The following is a 17,914-nucleotide window of genomic DNA, read 5'->3' on the forward strand; positions in this document are numbered from 1 at the left end:
GGTCACGCTCCCTGGACCGTGGCGGCTTCGCGGGCCCGGGTGAGCGCGTCGAGCTGCCCCAGCACGTCGAGTGCCAACGAGTAGGCGGTGCCCGGTTGCAGGTCCACCAGTGCGCGGGCGCGGCGCAGCTTGAACTCGATCCCCTTGAGCTGCATTCCGCGTCGGCCGTCGGAGTGGGGCGCGGGCGCCATCTGCTCGTTGCCCAGGAGGTGGGTGGACTCGCTGATCAACGCCCTTGCCAGTTCGGTCAGTTCGAGACTGCGGATCGGCGGCTGCGCGTACATGTTGTGCACCTGGACCATCACTTCGGTGACCCGCTCGGTGATGCTCCAGGACACCGGCCCCTCGGTGTGCGGGGCGTCCGGGTACACGGCGTGCACGTGGTCCCACAGGCCGACCCCGTCGCCCTCGCCCCTGCGGCGCAGCCACACATGACCGAGGATCTCCTCGGCCAGCCTCAGCAGCCGGTCGTGGACGGTGAGATCCCGGGAGAGCGTGCACAACTGCACCGTCCGCTTGAGCAGTTGGGCGGAGAAGTCGTTCATCGTCCAGTCCATGGGAGGACCGATGGCCTCCCCGCCGCGCAGGGGCAGCGAGACACCGGGGTCGTGCAACTGGATCATGGGGTCGTCGCGGGTCATCCGGCTGGTGATCCGGCCGCGCTCGGCCAGCCGCTCCATGACCCGGGCCGTGCGAGTCAGGTCGTCGTCCGTGGCCCGCCGCCGCATCAGGTCGTGGACGAGGACCGCGGCGACGGAGAGGGAGAAGTACTCGGACTCCAGTTTCTGTTCCGTCGTACGCCAGGGGATGTCCTCCAGCGGCCAACGGTCGCGGTCGAAGCGGGCGATGCCCGACCAGTACTGGAGGGTGATCTCCCAGCGCAGCCGCAACTCAGCGGCCAGCCGCTGCTGTTCGGTGTTGAGCAGGCCCAGGGTCAGGGTGCGGTCGGAGAACAGGTCCTGGATGCCGTCGAGCGCGACGACGGTGAAGTAGAGGTACGGCGACGCGTCGGCGAGGCCCGCGGGCTGCATTCCGATGGCTCCGTCGGTCTCCACCTCGGGCGCGTTCCGCACCAGACCCCAGGACCAGCCGCACTCGAAGAGCTGGCTCTCGTCCTTCAGCGCCTCCTGCACATCGACGCCGAGGACGAGGCTCTCGCCGACGGCGGCGCGCAACGGCCTGAAGCGGTGCTGGAACTTCTCCAGCACCTGGCGCTGCGACAGTTGCCCCTGACCGAGGAGCGCGCACAGCCGCTCGCCCTGGGCGGAGTGGGCGTCGTAGACATTGACGGCGAACGACCGCAGCAGGCTGACCATGGCGGCGGTGAGCCGGTTGCTGGTCGCGGTCCGCAGTTCCTGGATGGTCTCCAGCATGTCGACGCGGCGGGTCTTGGACTCGTAGACCTTGAGGAAGCCGAGCAGGGCCAGGCAGAGCGTGATGGACATCGAGAACGAGTCCACGACACCCAGTTGGCGCTGCTCGTCGGTGAGGGCCTGCTCCTTGTCCCGGGGCCGGAAGTAGTAACCGCCCGCGAACGAGGGCCTCTTGTCGTCGGTGTGGGCGCGCATGAACTCGACAGCGGCCGTGACGAGGTTGGCCGGAATCTCCAGCCGTCCGCCCGCCTTCTTCAGCGCCTGCTGGACGTCGCCCTGCGTGGTGTCGGGGTCGTCCAGCCGGAACGACGGCAGTTCGGTGGCCGGATACAGCAGACAGAGCAGGCGCTCGGCGTCGGCGACGCTGCTCTCGCCGCCACCGTGGCCCCACGTCCACTCACCGCCGTCGAAGGAGTAACGGGCGATCGCCTGCCAGACGTCCAGCAGGTGCTGCCGTGGCTTGACCTGCATCCCCTGCCCCCTCAGGAAATCACGCGCTCCGGAATCCGTGGGCCACGATCATCGATGTGTAGCCCTCGCGTACCTTGCTTTCCTTCCCCACCGAAACGGTCCGTAGACCCACCGTGTGAGCCATGAGGCTGCGGTGAATCTGTTTCTCGGTCACACTGCAGGCCGGGAAATGCCGACCGCCCACTTCATACCCCTTGGACTCCTCCATGAAAGCGGCGGCGAACGGCGTGCCCGGTTCGAGGTATTGGAGAAAGCACTCCACCGCCCGCTGGAACTCCGTCTCCGATTCGGACAGTGATTCGGCCACGAAGAACATGGTGCCGAGGGTCCAGCGCTCCTGCCGCCCCGTCAGATCGAAGAGGTTCCCCTGCTCGACCCGGACGATCTGCTTGAACCTCTCCCTCGGATCGTGGGGGTAGGCGGCGTACCCGTCGCCCTTCAGGCACAACTCCTGCCAGAAAGCATCCCAGTTGGCGTCGTATGAGTCCACCTGCCCCCGCAGGTAGTGCACGTTGGGCTCCGACCGGTCGAGCAGGGTGATCTCCTCGCACCAGGGCAACATGGCGAGGGCCGGGTAGAGGTTCGCTCCGGCGCCCACGTCGATACCCCGGACCGGGCGCCCCGGAAAGCGATGGAAGTGATCACTGAAATGATCGCGGACGATGGAGATGATCTCCGCGTCGGCATGCAGCACTGTGCGGTAGTTGTGAGCGATGTAGTCCGCTGGGTTGAATTCGTTCCAGGGTACGTCGGCGTTCAGCCGCGGAAGGTCTCCCAGTGATCCAGAAGGCATGCCCCACGATATCAACATCACGGATTCGGGAACCCCCCTTACCCTTGAACAGTCCTGGTACGAGGGGCAATCCTGGTCGAATGTCACCGCGCATTCGCCCCGCCGCACTGGACGACCTGCCCGCGCTGGTCCGCCTGGACAGAGAGGTGTTCCCGGACGATCCGTACGGACGCGTCACCATGCGCCAGTTCCTCGACATGCTCGGGGCCCACTTCCTCGTGCTCGTCGACGGTCCGTCCGTCTGCGGCTACGCCGTCGCCGGCCGCCGCTCGCAGGATCCCGCCCAGTGCTGGTTCCTGAGCCTGGGCATCGCCGACGAGGTCCGCAAACAGGGGCTCGGCACACTGCTCACGCGGGAGTTGATGCGCAGGCTGCGAACGGACGGGGTGCGCACGGTGTGGGCCACCGTGGCTCCCACCAACGTCGCCTCGCTCGCGCTCTGCACCTCGGTGGGCTTCACCCCGGCCAGCCCCGAACACGGCGTCCAGAAGGACTACTTCGGGGCGGGTGAGGACCGGTTGGTGCTGCGCCTGGACTTGGCGAACCAGGGCGACGGGTGACCGGCCTCAGCCGTCAGCCACCCTGCGGGAAGTACTGCCGCGGCGTCACCCCCACCACCCGGTGGAACGCCGCCGTGAAGGAGCTCGCCGACGCGTACCCCACCCGCCGTGCCACGGCCTCCACCGGCAGTCCCTCGATCAGGTGGGGCAACGCGGCCTGCATCCGCAGCCGTTCGCGCCACTGGCCGAAGGAGAGGCCGGTCTCCGCGACGAAGAGCCGCGCCAACGTCCGTGCGCTGGGGCCGACTTGACCGCCGTACGCGGCGAGGGCCCGTCCGTCCGCCGGGCGGGCCCGCAGCGCCTCGGCCACCGCGCGCGCCCGTGGATCGCGCGCTCGGGTACGGCCACACTGGTCACCGGCACCGGGCGCAGCTCGTCGAGCAGCAACAGTTCGGCACGTGAACGGGCCGACGGTGTCAGGTCGGTGCGGTCCAGGTGCACGACGAGCGCGTGGAGAAGAGGGGTGACCGCGACGACCGTGGGGTCCCGCCAGTCGATGTGCGGGCAGCTCCCCGGCTCGACGAACACGCCGCGCATGACGGCGTCACCCTCGGAGGCTGTTGCGTGCGGGACGCGCGCGGGGATCCACAGGACCAGCGACGGCGGCAGCAGCCATGTCCCGTGCTCGCTGCGGATGCGCAGCACCCCCCGTTCGGAACAAAGGAGTTGATGGTCGGGATGCCAGTGCTCGGCGAAGGCGGTGCCGCGCGGCATGACGAACTGGCCGACGAGGATGGCCGTGCCGAACCGGCGGTGCCCACCGCCGGGCGGCGGCTTGCCCAGCAGATAGACACCGTACGTCGGGACCGGGCCGTCGGCCGGGAGCGGCCGCCGCAGGCCGCGCCCGCGGATCAGGCGGCCGGAGGGCACCGGATCACCTTCCTGACGCTGCACGTCTTCGAGTTCGAGGACGGCAAGAGCTCCCGTGAGAACGTGTGGCAGGACGGCGCGTCGATCGTGGCCCGACTCACCGCCCCCTGAGCTCAGTTCAGGACCACCCGAACGTCAGCCCACTCCCCGCGACTCCTGCGCCGCGCGCGCCTCGATGCCGCGGAAGTGGTCCGCCATCGCGCGCTGCGCGCCCTCGACATCGTGGGCGCGCAGTGCGTCGACGATGTCGCGGTGGCGGCGGACGGTGAGTTCGGGTGCCGGGTCGCCGGTCCAGCCGCGGGCTCCGGCGACCCGGTGGAACACCGTCCAGAAGGCGCCGAGGAGTTGGGGGACGAGTTCGTTGCCGAGCGAGGCATAGAGCAACTCGTGGAACTCGCGGTCCAGTTCGGGGAAGGGCCGGCCGGCCCGGCCCGCCTCCTCCATCCGGTTCACCACCGATTCCAGGCGGTCCAGCTCCGGTTCGGTGAGGATGGCGGAGACCCGATGAATCAGGCCTTCCTCCAGCACCTCGCGCACCTGGAGGATCTCGGCCAGCGCGTCCGCGTCGTCCTCGTGCCGGGCGAGGGTGCGGAAGGTGAGGCCGTCGGCGAGCGGGGTCAGCGAGGCCCGGCCGACGTAGGTGCCGTAGCCGTGCCGGATCTCCACGATGTCGAGGGCCTGGAGCGCCTTGAGGGCCTCGCGGACGGAGTTTCTGCTGATCCCGAGGTCTTCCATCAGCTCGGCCTCGGTGGGCAGCGGCGCACCGGGCTGGAGTTTGCGGTCCAGGATCAGCTGGACGACCTCGCGCTGTATCCGACTGTTCCTCGGCTCCCCGGACATGCGCCGCATCGTACGCGCACCGGAGGTCCCACGTCCCATGTCCAGGCTCGGCCGTCCCGGAAAAGGCGTCAACTTCCGCCATTCCAAACCGCCATTGGTCCGACCTCTGACGGCTACGCCATTCGTGTGTGATGCCTTGACCGCCCCCACGGGCGCTCTTATGGTCGCGCTGACCGCAGGACGTAGGACGTCGTACCTCCTGGAGGAACCGTGCGCGAAGACGTGACGCAGAACGTGCCCGCGCTGCACCGCCGGGCGTTCCTGAAGTACTCCGGCGCGCTGGGCGCGGCGGCGGCGCTCTCCTCGTCCCTGACGGCCTGTTCGTCGGGGCCGCAGTCGACGAACGACACCGGCGGCGGGGGCACCGGCAAGAACCGCACCCTGACCGCGGTGATCGGCTACGGCAACGACGGCAGCTGGGACCCGACACAGACCGCGTCGGCGTTCTGCATGGCCGGCAACAACCACATCTACGAGGGCCTGATCGACACCGATCCGATCACTCGCGCGCCCTACCCGGCGCTCGCGACCGCGGTCCCGAAGGACACCAGCGGCACCTCGTGGAAGTTCACGCTGCGGGCGGGCGCGAAGTTCCACGACGGGCAGCCCGTCACCGCCGACGACGTCGTCTTCGTCTTCGACCGCATCCTCGACCCGAAGACGACGACCCTCGCGCAGGGCTTCTTCGTGAGCTGGCTGAAGGAGGCCCGGAAGATCGACGCGCAGAACGTCGAGCTTGTCCTCAAGTTCCCGTTCCCCGAAGGGATTTCACGCCTCACCCTCGCGAAGATCATGCCGAGGCACATCTTCTCGCAACCGGGCGCCTGGGACGACGCGATCAAGGGCAAGGCGGTCGGCTCGGGGCCCTACCGGCAGACCGCGCACCACCCGAAGTCCAACACCACCTTCGCCGCGTTCACCGGCTACAACGGCCCGCGCCCGCCCGCCTTCAAGACCATGAACTGGCTGACGATCGTCGACGCGGCACCCCGCGTCGCCAAGATCTCCGGGTCGAGCGCGGGCGCGCAGATCGCCGACAACATCCCCTACGCCAACATCCAGCAGCTGCGCGGCGGCGGGCTGACGGTCGCGGGCGGGGCCGGGATGAACAACCTGTTCCTGATGTTCAACACCCAGCACAAACCCTTCGACGACGTACGCGTACGCCAGGCGCTGCACTACGCCATCGACACCGGCAAGTTGGTCCAACTCGCCCTGCGCGGGCACGGAAAGCCGTCCTCGTCGTTCCTGAACGAGGGCAACCCGGCCTACCGGCGCGCGAAGACGGTCTACGACTACGACCCCGACAAGGCGAAGGCGCTGCTGAAGGCGGCCGGGGTCAGCAGACTGAGCGTCAACCTCATGTCGGTGAACGTGAGTTGGATCGTCGACTGCCTGCCCACCATCAAGGCGTCCTGGGACGCGATCGGCGTGAAGACCACCCTCTCCCCGCAGGAGACCACGGCCGTCTTCACCAAGATGGACCAGAAGCAGGACTACCAGATCGTCGCCGCCGCCTCGAACCCCAACCAGTTCGGCCTGGACGCCGACCTGATCATGCACTACAACTACGGCCCGCAGAACCTCTGGATGGGCTACGCCCGTTGGGCCGGCAACTCCGTCGCCAAGCAGCTCTTCAAGGACATGGACCGGGCGACGCGGGAGCCGGACGCGACGAAGAAGACGGCGATGATCCAGGACTACATCGACATCGTCGCCGAACAGGCGGTGCTCTACCCCGTCGTCCACAACGAGCTGATGACCGCCTGGGACCCGAGGAAGCTGACCGGGATAAGGGCACAGCCCTACCCGGGCATAAACGTCCTCCAGGCCAAGTGGGTCTAGCAGCACAGGAGTTGGCCCGTGGTCACCGTCGTCAGGATTCTGGCCCGCCGCATCGTCCTGCTCGTGCCGCTGATGCTCGGCATCGTGCTGTTCGTGTTCGTGGTGATGCGCTTCTCGGACGTCGACCCGGCGTCCGCGTTCTTCCAGGGCGCCAACCCGACTCCGCAGCAACTGCACGACTTCCGTGAGCGGAACGGGCTGTTGGACCCCCTCCCCCTCCGCTACGTCCATTTCGTCGGCGCGCTCCTCCACGGCGACCTGGGCACCAGCGCGCTGACCCGGGCGCCGGTCGTCCAGCAGGTCACCACCGCGCTGCCGCTCACCCTCCAACTCACCTTTCTGGGACTGGCGATCGCGGTCGTGCTGTCGCTGCTCGGCGGGGTGACGGCGGCCATCTACCGGGACCGGCTGCCCGACCAGATCATCCGGGTCGTGTCGCTGACCGGGGTCGCCGCGCCCGGCTTCTGGCTGGCGCTGCTGATGATCCAGTACCTGGCGGTCGACCGGGGCTGGTTCCCGACCGGCGGCTACATCAACCCGGCGGACTCCCTCACCGGCTGGCTCAGGACGATGGCACTGCCGGCGCTCGCGCTGTCGCTGCCGGTGGCGGCCCAACTCACGCGCATCGTACGGACGTCGGTGGTCGAGGAGCTGGACAAGGACTACGTCAGGACGGCGATCGGCAGCGGTCTGCCGCCGCGGGTCGTGGTCGGCCGGAACGTGCTCCGCAACGCGCTCATGAACCCACTGACCGTCCTGGGCCTGCGCGTCGGATACCTGCTCGGCGGTGCGGTCGTCATCGAGACCATCTTCTCCCTCCCCGGGATGGGCAAGCTGATGATCGACGCCGTGCAGAACGGCGACCCGGCCGTCGTCCAGGGCGTGGTGCTCACGACGGCGACCGGGTTCGTCGTGGTGAACCTGGTCATCGACATCCTCTATCTGCTGGTCAACCCGCGTCTGAGGGATGCCTCCTGATGTTCACTCAGTTCCCCCGGTTCTCCCGCGAGGGCCTCGCCGAGACCCTGTCCCGGCCCGGCATCAAACTGCGCGGCTGGCGTCGGCTTCCGTTGGCCTCGAAGGTCGCGGTGGGCTTCCTGGCGGTCGTGGTGCTGGTGGCACTGTTCGCGCCGCTCATCGCCCCGCACGACCCGCTCGACCAGCAACTGCCCGTCGACGGCACCGGGCACCCCTCCGCCGACCACTGGATGGGCCAGGACAGCCTGGGCCGGGACATCCTCAGCAGGCTGATGTACGGCGCCCGTTGGTCCCTCGCGATCGGGCTCGGGGCGACCGCGCTGGCCCTCGTCGTCGGCGCGCTGCTCGGCGCGATCGCGGCGACCGCCCGCAAGGGCGTCGACGAGACGCTGATGCGCTGCCTGGACGTGGTGATGGCGTTCCCCGGCATCGCGCTCGCGGCCGTCCTGGTCGCCGTGTTCGGCGGCGGGATCACCGTACTGATCTGCGCGATCGCGTTCCTGTTCACCCCACCGGTCGCAAGGGTCGTACGGGCCAACGTACTTGACCAGTACGGCGAGGACTACGTCACCGCCGAGCGGGTGATCGGCGCCCGCACCCCGCACATCGTCATCCGGCACGTGGCCGTCAACTGCGCCGCCCCGATCCTGGTGTTCTGCACCGTGCAGGTCGCCGAGGCGATCGTCTTCGAGGCGTCGCTGTCCTTCATCGGCGCGGGCGTCCGGCCCCCGGACCCGTCGTGGGGCAGCGTCATCGCGGACGGCAAGAACATGGTGCTGACCGGGGGTTGGTGGGCGACGGTCTTCCCCGGCCTGCTGATGCTGATCACCGTACTGTCCCTGAACATACTGTCCGAGGGCGTCTCGGACGCCTGGGCGGCCCCGGCCGCGCGCGAGGTGGACGTACGGCCGGACGACGACCCGCTCGACGCCCCGCAGCCCGGCAGCGGCGAGGTCCTCCCGCTCCCCGGCCTGACGGAGGCGGCGCTACGACTCCGTTCCCGGGCACGGCCGTTGCCGGACCCCGACGGGCAACCGGTCCTGGCGGTCGAGAACTTGGCCATCGGTTTCGAGGGCCGCCATCACGGCGTGGACATCGTCGACGGCATCAGTTTCGAGGTGCGGGGGGGTGAAGTCCTGGGCCTGGTCGGCGAGTCGGGCTGCGGCAAGTCGCTGACGGCACTCGCGGTGATGGGTCTGGAACCTAAGGGCGCGCGGGTGCGCGGCCATGTCCGTTTCAACCAGCGGCAGTTGGTGGGCGAACCGATGCGGGTCCGCCGCAAACTGCTCGGCCACGAGATGGCCATGGTCTACCAGGACGCCCTGTCCTCGCTGAACCCGGCGATGCCGATCCGCGCCCAGCTCAAGCAGGTGATACGGCGCGGAGGACACCGTGGGGCGGGCGAGTTGCTGACGATGGTCGGCCTCGACCCGGAGCGCATCCTGCGCAGCTACCCGCACGAACTCTCCGGCGGCCAGCGCCAACGCGTCCTGATCGCCATGGCGTTGTCCCGCGACCCCAAGCTGATCGTCGCCGACGAACCGACCACCGCCCTCGACGTCACCGTGCAGGCGCAGGTCATAGAGCTACTGCTGCGCCTGCGTGAGGAGTTGGGCTTCGCGCTCGTCCTCGTCTCGCACGACCTCGCGCTGATCGCCGACGTCACCGACCGGGTGGTGGTGATGTACGGCGGACAGATCGTGGAGACGGGCGTGACCGCCGATCTGGTCGAGTCGCCGGCCCACCACTACACGCGCGGCCTGCTCGGCAGCGTGCTGTCGTTGGAGTCGGCGGCCGAACGGATGACCCAGATCAAGGGTGTCGTCCCCTCCCCCGCCGACTTCCCGGCCGGCTGCCGCTTCGCCGACCGCTGCCCGCTGGCGAGCGACATCTGCCGTACGACCGCACCGGACCTGGTCGGCCCGCGCACGCACACGGCGGCCTGCCACCACCCGGCGATCGACCTGGCGACGACGGAGAGCGAGACGGTGTCATGAGCGGCGCGGAGGTCGAACCGGAGGCGGCTCGTGGTCAACTGGGGCGCTCGCTGGTCGAGTTGACCGGCGCCCATGTCGTCCACAAGGCGCGCAGCGGCGGCCTGTTCACCCGTGACAGGGTCTACGCCCTGACCGGCGCCGATCTCGCCATCGCGCCCGGCGAGACGGTGGGCGTGGTCGGCGAGTCCGGCTGCGGGAAGTCCACGCTGGCGAAGGTGCTGGTGGGCGTACAGCGGCCGACGTCCGGCACGGTGTCGTTCCGGGGTCGCGACCTGTGGTCGATGCCGGACGGCGAACGCCGGGCCGCCGTGGGCACCGGTATCGGCATGATCTTCCAGGACCCGTCGACCGCGCTGAACCGCCGCCTCACCATCCGCAGGACACTGCGCGACCCGCTGGATGTGCACGGCCGCGGTGACCGGAGCCAACGGGAGGAACGGGTACGGGAGTTGATGTCCCTGGTCGGCCTCCCGCGCGCGCTCGCGGACGGCCTCCCGGGGCAGCTCTCCGGCGGTCAGCGCCAACGAGTGGCGATCGCGCGGGCGTTGGCCCTGGACCCCGACCTGGTGGTGGCGGACGAGCCGACGAGCGCGCTGGACGTCTCGGTCCGCGCGCAGATCCTGAATCTCCTGTTGGACCTGAAGGAACGGCTGGGCCTGGCCCTGGTGTTCGTGTCCCACGACATCCAGACGGTACGGCGGATGAGCGACCGCGTGATCACCATGTACCTGGGCCGGATCGTCGAGGAGACCCCGGCCGACCAGGTCACCGACCGGGCGAGGCACCCGTACACCAGGGCGCTCTTCTCGGCGACGCCGGGTCTGTTGCACCCCATCGACCCCATCCCGCTGATCGGTCCGGTGCCGTCGGCGACACGTCCGCCGAGCGGGTGCCCGTTCCGTACCCGCTGCTGGAAGGCGGACGAGGTGTGCGCGTCCGCGATGCCGGACTTTTCACCCGCGTCGACGCCGGGACATCGCTACCGCTGCCACCATCCTGTGGAGGAGGACCTGACCACCCGCGACCTCGTTCGCCAAAGCCGCCCCATGGAGCCTTCATGACCTTCCCCGCCCCGCTCACCGGTGTGGTACCGCCCGTCTGCACGCCCATGACACCGGACCGCGAGGTGGATGTCCGTTCACTGCTCAGGCTCGTCGACCATCTGGTCGGGGCCGGGGTGCACGGACTGTTCCTGCTCGGCTCGACCTCGGAGGCGGCATATCTGACGGACCGGCAGCGCAGGTACGTCGTCGAGGCGGTCGTGGCTCATGTGGGAGGCCAACTCCCGGTACTGGCAGGGGCGATCGACATGACGACACCGCGGGTTCTGGACCATGTGGCGGCGGTGGCGGACGCCGGGGCGGAGGCGGTCGTGGTGACCGCGCCCTTCTACACGCGCACCCACCCGGCGGAGATCGCCCGCCACTACCGACTGATCGCCGCCGCGTCGCCGGTCCCGGTGGTGGCCTACGACCTCCCCGCCTCCGTCCACACCAAGCTGCCCTCCGATCTCGTCCTCGAACTCGCCGCGGAGGGTGTCCTCGCCGGCCTCAAGGACTCCAGCGGTGACCTCGGCGGCTTCCGTACGGTCGTCATGGGCGCGCGTGTCCATCCCGACATCGCGGGGTTCAGCGTGCTCACCGGTTCCGAGCTGTTCGTCGACTCGGCGCTGGCGTTGGGGGCGGACGGGGCGGTGCCGGGGCTCGCCAATGTCGATCCGCACGGGTATGTCCGGCTCGACGCGCTGTGCCGGGCCGGGGACTGGTCGCGTGCACGGGCCGAACAGGAGCGGTTGTGCTCGTTGTTCGGGTTGGTGGGGGTCGGTGACCCGGCGCGGATGGGGGGTAGTTCGTCGGCCCTCGGGGCGTTCAAGGCGGCACTGCAGCTTCGGGGCGTGATCGAGTGTGCGGCGACTGCGGAGCCGCAGGTGGCGTTGTCGGCGGATGAGGTGGGGCAGGTCGGGAAGTTCTTGGCGGCGGCGGGGTTGCTGTGACCGCCTGGGGGCTCCGCCCCCAGGCCCCCGGCCTATGCCAGCCCACCACCCGTTTACTGTCCCTTAAAGGGTGACCGTCAAAACGGCCGAGTCGGGTGGGTGGGCGGGAAACGGGGGTCTGGGGGCGGAGCCCCCAGGGACGGTCACCCACCACTCAGCTCGGCCACGCCCACCCGCCGGAACTCGATCGAGTCGTACGTCCCCGTCACCCCGGTCTCGTACAGCACCCCCACCACGTCCGCGCCCACCCGCACCAGATCCGAATACCCCGCCCGCTCCCCCGACAGCACGACCGCCTTCACGAAGGTCCCTCCGCCGTCCCCGCTCCGCCAAATCGCCATCCCCTGGCGGACGTTGGGCACGGAAGGCGCCGAGAACAGCAACGGCGCCCCCGCCCCCGGCAGTTGAAGCACGCTCCCCTCCACCACCGGCACGTCGTCCAGCGTGTGCTGCACGGCGTACGGCCGGTCAAGCGTCTCGCCCCCGTCACCGGAGTACGTGTCGAGCCGGTTCCCCGCACTCGTACCCAGTTGGTCCCGCGAGCTGAAGTACAGCCTCCCGTCGGGGAGTTCGGCAGCCGAGGACTCGTTCGCGTTGTCGACCCCGTCGTACGTGGAGTCGACGAACCCCACCCGCCATGTCTCGCCCCCGTCGTCGCTGTACAGGTCGTGGCCGCCGTAGTACTTCGCCTCCTGCCCGGTGTCACTCGACCCGGCGGGCGGTGCGGCGGAGTGGTTCGCGGGGATCACCAGGCGCCCCGCATGCGCACCCCGCGTCAGCGCGACCGCGTGCCCGGGCCCCGTCGCGTACCAGCGCCAGTTCGGCAGCTTCACCTCCGCCGTGATGTCCCGCGGAGGCGTAAAAGTGCGTCCGTCGTCCCAGCTGCGCTGCACGAAGACCCGGCGGCTCTGCTCCGGCGTCACCTCGCCGCGCATGATCCGGCCCTCGGTGACGGCCCCGCTGTTGTAGGAGGTGACCAGCACGATCGCGCCGGTGCGGGGGTCGATCACGGGGGCCGGGTTGCCCCGGGTGTCCCCGTTCCCGGCGGCGACGACGGACAGGGGGCCCCAGGTGCAGCCGCCGTCGGTGGAGCGCCGTAGGACCACGTCGATGTTGCCGGTGTCGCCCGCGTCGTTGTGACGCCCCTCGGCAAAAGCCAGAACCGTCCCCCGGTCGGTGGTGACGGTCGCGGGGATGCGGTAGGTGTCGTAGCCGCCGTCTCCGGAGACATAGGGCACGGAGGACGTGCAGCCGGAGCGCGCGGACGCGTGGGCGGCGACAGTGATGGGGGCGGCCAGTACTGCTGCGACGAGAAGCGTGCGGCTCAGGATGGTCATCGCTCTCCCTCACGGAGGTCGCCCCTCGCGGAACGACGCCGACCTGTCTGTCCGTCACAGCTTCCCCGGTGTGACCATCCCGGACTCGTACGCCACGATCACCAGCTGGGCCCGGTCCCGCGCCCCGAGCTTGCCCATGATGCGGCTGACGTGCGTCTTCGCGGTGAGCGGACTCGGGCCCAACGCTTCGGCCACCTCGGTGTTGTTGAGGCCGCGCGCGACCAGGGCGAGCACTCCGCGTTCCCGTGCGGACAGGCATTCGGGGCCGCCGGTCGCGGGTGCGACGGGGCTGCGCAGTAAGCGGGCGATGAGCCGGGCCGTCGGACCGGGCGACAGAAGCGCCTCTCCGGCGGCCACCGTGCGGATCGCGTCGAGGAGTTCGGCCGGACGGGTGTCCTTGACCAGGAATCCGGAGGCGCCGGCGCGCGGGAGGGCGAGTTCGGGCGTACTGCCGGGGGTGGCCGGGGCGGCCGTATTACTCCCTGGGGAGTATCGGCGGGGTCGGGGTCACGACGGCGTGCGCGCCGCCGCCAGCAGCCGGGTCACGTCGTCCGAGCAGATGGTGAGGGCCGCGCCCACGGTCGCGAGGGCGTCGCGTTCCGCCGGGGTGTAGGGGCCGTCGGCCAGCGCGATGCGGGCGCCCTGGAGCAGGATCGATTCGCGGCCCGCGGGGGCGAGGTGCGGGGCGAGCGGGTCGAGGGCCTCGTGCAGCTCTATGGCGAGGCCGGCGCCGCTGGGTTCGCCGAAGATGCGGCCGGTGTCGGCGGCCAGGGCCTCGACGAGGGCGCCCAGCTGGTCCTCGGTGCAGTCCTGGAAGCCGGCGGCCCTGACGGTGCCCGCGGCGGCCTCCAGGGACGTACGGGCGCAGGTGCCGCCGGCCGCGAGGACCGCGAGGGCGACCGTGTGCACGGCGTCGCGGAGCATCGCGGAGAAGCGGCTCGTGGTGGGGTGGTCGAGGACGTCGGTGCCGTAGTGCTTGGCGCAGGCGGCGCACTCGACGACCGGGCCGGTGTCACCGCGCGGCAGTACCGGCAGGCCGAGCAGGGTGAAGCGGCGGCGCCCGGTGAGCCGCTGGTAGTTGCGGTCGCCCCCGCAGCCGGGGCAGAAGAACTCGCCGTCTCCGACGCTGGTCCACGCGGTACGGATGCCCAGCACGCGCGCTGCACGGCCCTCATGGACAACTCGGCCGTCTCGTCCCCGTTCTGGCAGCACGTCGCACCTCCGTAACGCCGCGGCAACATCGCCGCGCTGGCGTGATGTTAGCCACATTGTTGAGCTGGAGTCAGTACCCAGGACGAGACCTGCTCGTGACCTGCACATCGAATGGCCGGGAAACGACGGGGCCCCGCCCGCCGGAGAGCGGCGTGCGGGGCCCTTGAGCGACGGGTAAACCGCCGGTCAGGATGGTTCAGCGGGTGGCGCGGTTGACGGCCGAGACGACCGCCTTCAGTGAGGCACGTGTCGTATTCGCGTCGATCCCGATTCCCCACAGAACCTTGTCGTCGATCGCGCACTCGATGTACGAGGCGGCCTGCGCGGAGGCGCCCTCGCTCATCGTGTGCTCCTGGTAGTCCAGCAGGCGTACGTCGATGCCGACGGACTGCAGGGCGTCGAAGAAGGCGGAGATCGGGCCGTTGCCGGAGCCGGTCAGGACGGTGTCGACGCCGTCGACGCTCGCCTCCACCTTGAGCGTGTCCACGCCGTCGGTGTCGGTGGTCGACTGGCCGGTCTTGACCTGGATACGGCCCCAGGGGTTGTCCGGGTTCGGCAGGTACTCGTCCTCGAAGGTCGCCCAGATCTCCTTCGGGGTGACCTCGCCGCCCTCGGCGTCCGTCTTGGCCTGGATCAGCTTGGAGAACTCGATCTGCATCCGGCGCGGCAGGTCCAGCTTGTGGTCGTTCTTCAGGACGTATGCGATCCCGCCCTTGCCGGACTGCGAGTTGACGCGGATGACGGCCTCGTAGGAGCGGCCGACGTCCTTCGGGTCGATCGGCAGGTACGGGACCGCCCACTCGATGTCATCGACCGTGACGCCCTTGGCCTTCGCGTCGGCCTCCATGGCGTCGAAGCCCTTCTTGATGGCGTCCTGGTGGGAGCCGGAGAAGGACGTGTAGACCAGGTCGCCCACGTACGGGTGGCGCGGGTGGACCTCCATCTGGTTGCAGTACTCCCACGTACGACGGATCTCGTCGATGTCGGAGAAGTCGATCTGCGGGTCGACACCCTGGGAGAAGAGATTCATGCCCAGCGTGACCAGGTCGACGTTGCCGGTGCGCTCGCCCTGGCCGAACAGGCAGCCCTCGACGCGGTCGGCGCCGGCCATCAGCGCCAGCTCGGCGGCGGCGACGGCCGTACCGCGGTCGTTGTGCGGGTGGATGGAGAGGACGACGTGCTCGCGGCGGGACAGGTGGCGGCCCATCCACTCGAAGCGGTCCGCGTGCGTGGACGGGGTCGAACGCTCGACGGTGGCAGGCAGGTTGAGGATGATCTCGCGGCCCGGGCCGGGCTGCCAGACGTCCATGACCGCCTCGCAGACCTCCAGCGCGAAGTCCAGCTCGGTGTCCGTGAAGATCTCGGGGCTGTACTGGTAGCCGAACTCGGTCTCGGGGCCCAGCAGTACGTCGGCGTACTTCATCACCATGCGGGTGCCGTCGACGGCGATCTGCTTGATGTCGTCCTTGGAGCCGCGGAAGACCACGCGGCGGAAGACGGGCGCGGTCGCGTTGTACAGGTGCAGGGTCGCGCGCTTGGCGCCCTTCAGGGACTCCACGGTCCGCTCGATCAGGTCCTCGCGAGCCTGGGTCAGTACGGAGATCGTGACGTCGTCCGGGATCGCGCCCTCTTCCTCGATGATCGAGCGCACGAAGTCGAAGTCGGTCTGGCCGGAGGCCGGGAAACCGACCTCGATCTCCTTGTAGCCCATCTTGACCAGCAGGTCGAACATCGCGCGCTTACGCACGGGAGACATGGGGTCGATCAGGGCCTGGTTGCCGTCCCGCAGGTCCGTGGAGAGCCAGCGCGGGGCGACGGTGATCCGCTGGCCGGGCCAGGTGCGGTCGGGGATGTCGACCTGCTCGTACTGGCCGTACTTGTGGATCGGCATGGAACTGGGCTGCTGGCGATTGGCGCTCTGGGCCATGATGCGTGGGCTCCTCGTGGTGTCCTGAAGGACGGCCGACGCGCAACGCGAAGCTCCGCGGGGAGGGAGTCGACCTGGACTACAGGCCCTCGCCGCGGCAGCTAAGGAGAAGCAGCCCGTAACGCATGATGTCCAGAAGACTAGCCGAGACGTGCGCCGTGCGGGGGGCCGTATCACTATGCGGGACATCCACGACCGTATACCACTCTCTGCTACGAGACTGTGATGATTGTCCCCGTATTTCACCAATCATGGTTGCCGGTAGTGACAGCGGCATAACTCGGTGCCAAGGTGCCGGGCATGACGACACACGGGGGCTTCGAGCCCGTCTTCTGCACGATCGTCCCACCGCATGTCCTCGACAAGCTCGCCCAGCACGAGGACCCCGCGCTCGCCGGTCCCGCCCGCGAGACCCTGCAGCGCGACGCCTATGAGCGGACCCACCGCCGGCTCACCACCGTGCTCGGCGCACCGACCGTCGCCGCGCCCACCGAGACCGACAAGCCGCGGCGCACGATCTACGACGCCAAGCACAAGCAGGACCTGCCCGGAAAGAAGGTCCGAGCCGAGGGCTCCGACCCCGGCAAGGACGCGACCGTCAACCGCGCCTACGCGGGCCTCGGCGCCACCTTCGAGCTCTACCTCAACGCCTTCAACCGGCACTCCATCGACGGCGAGGGCCTGCCGCTCAACGCCTCCGTCCACTACGACGTGAAGTACGACAACGCGTTCTGGAACGGCGAACAGATGGTGTTCGGCGACGGCGACGGCGAGCTGTTCCTCGACTTCACCATCCCGGTCGACGTCATCGGCCACGAACTCACCCACGGCGTCACGCAGTACACCGCGAACCTGACCTACTTCGGCCAGTCCGGCGCCCTGAACGAATCGATCTCCGACGTCTTCGGCTCGCTCATCAAGCAGTACTCGCTCGGCCAGACCGCCGCCGAGGCCGACTGGCTGATCGGCGCCGGGCTGCTCGCCCCGCGCGTCACCGGCGTCGCCCTGCGCTCCATGAAGGCCCCGGGCACGGCCTACGACGACGAAGCCCTCGGCAAGGACCCGCAGCCCGCGACGATGGACGGCTACGTCAAGACCGGGCGCGACAACGGCGGTGTGCACCTCAACTCCGGCATTCCCAACCACGCCTTCTACCTGGTCGCCGACGCGCTCGGCGGGCACGCCTGGGAGAAGGCCGGACAGATCTGGTACGACGTGCTGACCGGCGGCGAACTCAAGAAGGACGCCCTGTTCACCGACTTCGCCACGCTCACCGTGGCCGCCGCGAAGACCCGGTTCGGGGACGGCGGCGAGGAGTTGCAGGCGGTGCAGAAGGCGTGGGAGCAGGTCGGGGTGCCGATCTCCTGACCACGGCGGTCGCGCCGGGCCCGTATCCGTACTAGACAGGACCCATGCGTATTCAGGTACGGCGCACGGGCGGGTTCGGTGGCATCGAGCGCCGCGGCGAGGTCGACACCTCGGCGCGGCCCGACGCCCATGAGTGGCACGCGCTGGCCGAACGGGCGGTCGCCGACGGCCAGCGCACGCCGAAGTCCGGCGTCCCGGACGGCTTCCACTACGAGATCACGGTGGACGGGAAGACCGTGTACACGGCCGACCCCAGGCTTACGGAGGAGCAACGGACGCTGATCCAGAGGGTGTTGAAGGAAGGTGCGTAACTGCTTGTTCACGCCCGCCCGTTGACACCCGTTACCACC

The 17,914-nt window shown here is 69.4% G+C and carries 16 protein-coding genes and 2 pseudogenes; 9 read left to right on the top strand and 9 right to left on the bottom strand.

Translation table 11 applies throughout. The features are described from left to right. Positions 1 to 2: 2 nt before the first annotated feature. Together ACWDEW_RS05695 and ACWDEW_RS05700 are read right to left on the bottom strand one after the other, a co-directional pair. Entirely contained in the window at positions 3 to 1,844 is a 1,842-nt protein-coding gene (locus tag ACWDEW_RS05695; protein ID WP_450509938.1) for an SCO2524 family protein, read from the bottom strand. 19 nt (positions 1,845 to 1,863) lie between these two features. Beyond that, complete coding sequence (locus ACWDEW_RS05700; protein WP_450509940.1) at positions 1,864 to 2,637, bottom strand: SCO2525 family SAM-dependent methyltransferase; 774 nt, start codon at positions 2,635 to 2,637, stop codon at positions 1,864 to 1,866. Positions 2,638 to 2,717: 80 nt separating this feature from the next. On the opposite strand from ACWDEW_RS05700, the gene ACWDEW_RS05705 reads away from it, so the two are divergent. Continuing rightward, positions 2,718 to 3,197, top strand: coding sequence for an N-acetyltransferase family protein (locus tag ACWDEW_RS05705; protein WP_450509942.1), 480 nt, complete (start codon positions 2,718 to 2,720; stop codon positions 3,195 to 3,197). A gap of 13 nt (positions 3,198 to 3,210) precedes the next feature. On the opposite strand, the gene ACWDEW_RS05710 is transcribed toward ACWDEW_RS05705, so the two are convergent. Together ACWDEW_RS05710 and ACWDEW_RS05715 are read right to left on the bottom strand one after the other, a co-directional pair. Then, positions 3,211 to 3,507, bottom strand: coding sequence for a helix-turn-helix transcriptional regulator (locus ACWDEW_RS05710; RefSeq protein WP_450509944.1), 297 nt, complete (start codon positions 3,505 to 3,507; stop codon positions 3,211 to 3,213). 290 nt (positions 3,508 to 3,797) lie between these two features. Further along, positions 3,798 to 3,911: pseudogene (locus ACWDEW_RS05715) on the bottom strand (AraC family ligand binding domain-containing protein); the annotation flags it as partial. Between ACWDEW_RS05715 and ACWDEW_RS05720 the strand changes: the two are divergent. Continuing rightward, on the top strand, positions 3,876 to 4,178 hold the full coding sequence (locus ACWDEW_RS05720; protein WP_450510177.1) for a hypothetical protein: 303 nt from the start codon (positions 3,876 to 3,878) through the stop codon (positions 4,176 to 4,178). The pseudogene ACWDEW_RS05715 and the gene ACWDEW_RS05720 sit on opposite strands and share 36 nt — an antisense overlap. A gap of 24 nt (positions 4,179 to 4,202) precedes the next feature. Here the strand turns inward: ACWDEW_RS05720 and ACWDEW_RS05725 are convergent, their stop codons facing one another. Then, on the bottom strand, positions 4,203 to 4,916 hold the full coding sequence (locus ACWDEW_RS05725; protein WP_450510167.1) for a FadR/GntR family transcriptional regulator: 714 nt from the start codon (positions 4,914 to 4,916) through the stop codon (positions 4,203 to 4,205). A gap of 201 nt (positions 4,917 to 5,117) precedes the next feature. On the opposite strand from ACWDEW_RS05725, the gene ACWDEW_RS05730 reads away from it, so the two are divergent. From ACWDEW_RS05730 to ACWDEW_RS05750, 5 genes are read left to right on the top strand one after another with little or no spacing between them, the layout of a single operon-like run. Further along, on the top strand, positions 5,118 to 6,752 hold the full coding sequence (locus ACWDEW_RS05730) for an ABC transporter substrate-binding protein (RefSeq protein WP_450509945.1): 1,635 nt from the start codon (positions 5,118 to 5,120) through the stop codon (positions 6,750 to 6,752). 18 nt (positions 6,753 to 6,770) lie between these two features. After that, complete coding sequence (locus ACWDEW_RS05735; RefSeq protein WP_450509947.1) at positions 6,771 to 7,730, top strand: ABC transporter permease; 960 nt, start codon at positions 6,771 to 6,773, stop codon at positions 7,728 to 7,730. Further along, positions 7,730 to 9,727: a dipeptide/oligopeptide/nickel ABC transporter permease/ATP-binding protein gene (locus ACWDEW_RS05740; RefSeq protein WP_450509949.1), complete on the top strand. Its 1,998-nt coding sequence runs from the start codon at positions 7,730 to 7,732 to the stop codon at positions 9,725 to 9,727. The genes ACWDEW_RS05735 and ACWDEW_RS05740 overlap by 1 nt, the downstream gene beginning before the upstream one ends. Continuing rightward, positions 9,724 to 10,788 (top strand): oligopeptide/dipeptide ABC transporter ATP-binding protein, encoded by a 1,065-nt coding sequence (locus ACWDEW_RS05745; protein ID WP_450509951.1) that lies wholly within the window; start codon positions 9,724 to 9,726, stop codon positions 10,786 to 10,788. Before ACWDEW_RS05740 ends, ACWDEW_RS05745 begins: the two co-directional genes overlap by 4 nt. Continuing rightward, a complete protein-coding gene (locus ACWDEW_RS05750; RefSeq protein ID WP_450509953.1) occupies positions 10,785 to 11,720 on the top strand; it encodes a dihydrodipicolinate synthase family protein in 936 nt (311 codons plus the stop codon). The genes ACWDEW_RS05745 and ACWDEW_RS05750 overlap by 4 nt, the downstream gene beginning before the upstream one ends. A 143-nt stretch (positions 11,721 to 11,863) precedes the next feature. Here ACWDEW_RS05750 and ACWDEW_RS05755 read toward each other — a convergent pair whose 3' ends face one another. The 4 genes and pseudogenes from ACWDEW_RS05755 to leuA all read right to left on the bottom strand — a co-directional run bounded on the left by ACWDEW_RS05755 (position 11,864) and on the right by leuA (position 16,196). Continuing rightward, positions 11,864 to 13,057, bottom strand: a complete 1,194-nt coding sequence (locus ACWDEW_RS05755; RefSeq protein ID WP_450509955.1) for a sialidase family protein — start codon at positions 13,055 to 13,057, stop codon at positions 11,864 to 11,866. Between the two features lie 54 nt (positions 13,058 to 13,111). After that, positions 13,112 to 13,483: pseudogene (locus ACWDEW_RS05760) on the bottom strand (response regulator transcription factor); the annotation flags it as partial. 81 nt (positions 13,484 to 13,564) lie between these two features. Beyond that, on the bottom strand, positions 13,565 to 14,269 hold the full coding sequence (locus ACWDEW_RS05765) for a TerB family tellurite resistance protein (RefSeq protein WP_450509957.1): 705 nt from the start codon (positions 14,267 to 14,269) through the stop codon (positions 13,565 to 13,567). Positions 14,270 to 14,465: 196 nt separating this feature from the next. Then, complete coding sequence (leuA, locus tag ACWDEW_RS05770) at positions 14,466 to 16,196, bottom strand: 2-isopropylmalate synthase (protein ID WP_450509958.1); 1,731 nt, start codon at positions 16,194 to 16,196, stop codon at positions 14,466 to 14,468. Between the two features lie 300 nt (positions 16,197 to 16,496). Between leuA and ACWDEW_RS05775 the strand changes: the two genes are divergently transcribed. Both ACWDEW_RS05775 and ACWDEW_RS05780 read left to right on the top strand, forming a co-directional pair. Then, the gene (locus tag ACWDEW_RS05775; protein ID WP_450509960.1) at positions 16,497 to 17,564 is read left to right on the top strand and encodes a M4 family metallopeptidase; all 1,068 of its coding nucleotides are present in this window, start codon (positions 16,497 to 16,499) and stop codon (positions 17,562 to 17,564) included. 44 nt (positions 17,565 to 17,608) lie between these two features. Then, positions 17,609 to 17,875, top strand: coding sequence for a protealysin inhibitor emfourin (locus ACWDEW_RS05780; protein WP_200712879.1), 267 nt, complete (start codon positions 17,609 to 17,611; stop codon positions 17,873 to 17,875). The last annotated feature ends 39 nt before the right edge of the window (positions 17,876 to 17,914 follow it).

This window comes from Streptomyces sp. NPDC001100, from assembly GCF_053598575.1.